This window comes from Antricoccus suffuscus (assembly GCF_003003235.1).
Taxonomy (GTDB): domain Bacteria; phylum Actinomycetota; class Actinomycetes; order Mycobacteriales; family Antricoccaceae; genus Antricoccus; species Antricoccus suffuscus.
In genome coordinates, this window is record NZ_PVUE01000039.1 from 1 (window position 1) to 2180 (window position 2180).

The 2180-nt window shown below is 62.6% G+C and carries 1 protein-coding gene; it reads right to left on the reverse strand.

From position 1 onward, the window contains the following. Nucleotides 1-111: 111 nt before the first annotated feature. Nucleotides 112-1563, reverse strand: a complete 1452-nt coding sequence (gene ltrA / locus CLV47_RS21730; protein ID WP_106351223.1) for a group II intron reverse transcriptase/maturase — start codon at nt 1561-1563, stop codon at nt 112-114. Nucleotides 1564-2180: the final 617 nt, after the last annotated feature.

A 2180-nucleotide genomic window follows, 5' to 3' on the forward strand; every position in this document is an offset into this window, starting at 1 on the left:
ACGTGGTTAGGTCGGCCTGGGGCGCGGTTCCTGAATTACTCCGGGCCCGTTTCCCCAGGCCGCCTTCCGAACCCGGCGTGCGACTTTCACCGCACCGGGCTCTCCACGAGGTCATGCCGTGGTGTTGATGACCGTCCAGGGAGTGGGAATGCGGTATCCGCGCCAGCGGTAACGGGTTACCGTTACCGAGGCGATATCGAATAACGCGACCCCGTCCAGGACGAGTGGTTTCCATCCTTGTTGACTGTGGAAACGACGCCGTAGGGCCTTCTTTGACATGCGGTGGCGGTGCATTACCCATCGCGCGACGCGGTGCCAGACAATGGCAGCGAGTCCGCTGAAGGTCCGCTTAGCAACCGCGTGTCGGAAGTAGTTCGCCCAGCCACGCAGGATCTGGTTGATCCGGATCAGCGTGACCCCGAACTCCTGCCCTGACAGCCTGCGGGTTAGTGCCCGGATCTTACGTTTCAGTTCACGCACCGGCGTGTGCGCGATGAACGTATAGACGTAGTACTTGTCCGTTCCTCGTTTACGCATCCATGTGATCCGGAAGCCGAGGAAGTCGAACCCGTCCTGCATGTGCACGATCTGAGTCTTTGCCTCTGAGAGGCGTAGACCCATCGGTTCGAGCACGGCGGTGGCCTGTTCGCGGGCCTGTTCGACGTTTTCGCGGGTGCCGTTGACCAAGACGACGAAGTCGTCCGCATAGCGCACGATGCGCCAGGTCCCCAGTCCGCGACGTCGACGGGTCACGCGGTGTTCCTTACTCCAACTTCGCCATTGCTTGTCGAAGTGCTCATCGAGCACTGACAAGGCGATATTGGCCAGTAACGGTGACAGGATCCCGCCTTGCGGGGTGCCAGTGTCGGTGTTCTCATAGTCGCCGAGTTCGGTGAGGATCCCAGCCTTCAAGAACGCCTTTACCAGGGCCAGCACACGCTTGTCTTTGACCCGGCCACGCACTCGGCCCATCAGGGCCGCGTGGTCGATCCGGTCAAAACACGCCTCGATATCTGCATCCAGTACCCAGCGGTAGCCGCGGGTGCCGAATGCCTGTATCTCGGCGATCGCATCGTGTGCACGCCGGTTGGGCCGGAACCCGTACGAGACCGGCACAAAGTCCGCCTCGAAAATGGGTTCCAGCACCAGTTTCAGCGCTGCCTGAACTACCCTGTCGGTCACGGTCGGGATCCCCAGTCGGCGAAACTTTCCGCCGGATTTGGGGATCATCCGTTCCCGTACCGGCAACGGGCGGAACTCTCGTGCCCGTAGCCGATCCCGGATATCGTTCAAGAACACCTGCAGACCAACATGGTCCCGGACGTGACCGATACTGATCCGGTCCACTCCGGTCGTGTTGGCCCCAGCGTTACCCGCGACCCGCGCGAACGCCACCATCAGCGTCGCCGGGTCACACACCAGGTTGAATAGGTCATCAAAGCGGCGGCCAGGTTCAGTCGTCGCCCACTGGTGCAGTTTGGTCTGTATCTTCCGTACCTGTGGCCCCGCCGTTTCCAGGCTTGGCCACCAGACCGGGACATTCACCCCGGTATCTTCGGGCATTACAGTCATCCTTTCTTGCTGATCTCGCTGCCGCCCTTTGCCCTGTGACCGGCTTTCCCGGACTCCACGGCAGGTCGTGACTCCTGCGACTACTACGACGGCTCCGCCCCATCCCGGACCGGTCGGCCGACGATGGACCCAGCCACTGGGGCTGGCTGGCTGCCTGCCTTTAGTGGCGGGACCGGGATGGTTCCCGTGTTCACTGATCGATCGCTTGTCGAAGGAGGCGTCCAGCTCTACCCCCGCGGCATCGCCACGGCTACTCCGTAGTACGTCACCGTGGCCTTCTCGGGCGGTATCCACAGGTGACCGAGAAGTTGCCCGCCTGGTGGGCGGGCACGCACCGCGACCGGCCCTGATCCGTCAGGTTCGAGCCGGTGGTGCGTTAGGAGGCTTCAGATACTGGTTCCTCGCGTACACCTCTTCGTCTCGCTCGCCGGGCCCGCGTCATCTGACGGTGCTGACGCGTCCCGACTACATGAGGGGCCGCTTGCCGCCCTTTCCGGCATCTCCCGGGTCGGGCTGCCCCTTAGCTTCAATCACCCTGCTACGACAGGGCAATGGTGGTGGTCTCTCACCTCCACTCGATCGATCAGCGCCTCACGGCGCTCGTGGAT

Coding starts and splice junctions, on each gene's coding strand:
- ltrA (WP_106351223.1), bottom strand. CDS start 1,563: ATGCCCGAAGATACCGGGGTGAATGTCCCGGTCTGGTGGCCAAGCCTG.